Genomic DNA, 315 nt, shown 5'->3' on the forward strand with positions numbered 1-315 from the left:
CATATAAAAAAACGAGCAATTCCAATTAGGAGTTGCTCGTTTTCCATTTCATGCTTTATAATTATAATAACGACAAAACAACTAGAAAGGCATGAAAATGTATAAACAGTATAACACAAATCAGTTAAGTTTGGAATTAAATCTTGCTTGGGATTTACCTGCTACTCACGAGGCTCGTCTGATTAGTCAGTTTGTGGATACCATTCCTTTATCCGTTCTATTAGAAGAAACTTCCCATACTGGTCGTCCAGCCTTTCATCCAGCCATGTTGCTCAAAATGACCCTGTTCGCCTATGCTCGCCAGGTATTCTCTGG

Annotated in this window: 1 pseudogene; it reads left to right on the plus strand. The window is 38.4% G+C overall.

Features of this window, described 5'->3' with window-relative positions:
* Positions 1–97: 97 nt before the first annotated feature.
* Positions 98–315 (plus strand): annotated as a pseudogene (locus C1G57_RS10860) (IS5/IS1182 family transposase); the annotation flags it as partial.

Source organism: Streptococcus suis, from assembly GCF_002960425.1.
GTDB classification, from domain to species: Bacteria; Bacillota; Bacilli; order Lactobacillales; family Streptococcaceae; genus Streptococcus; species Streptococcus suis_S.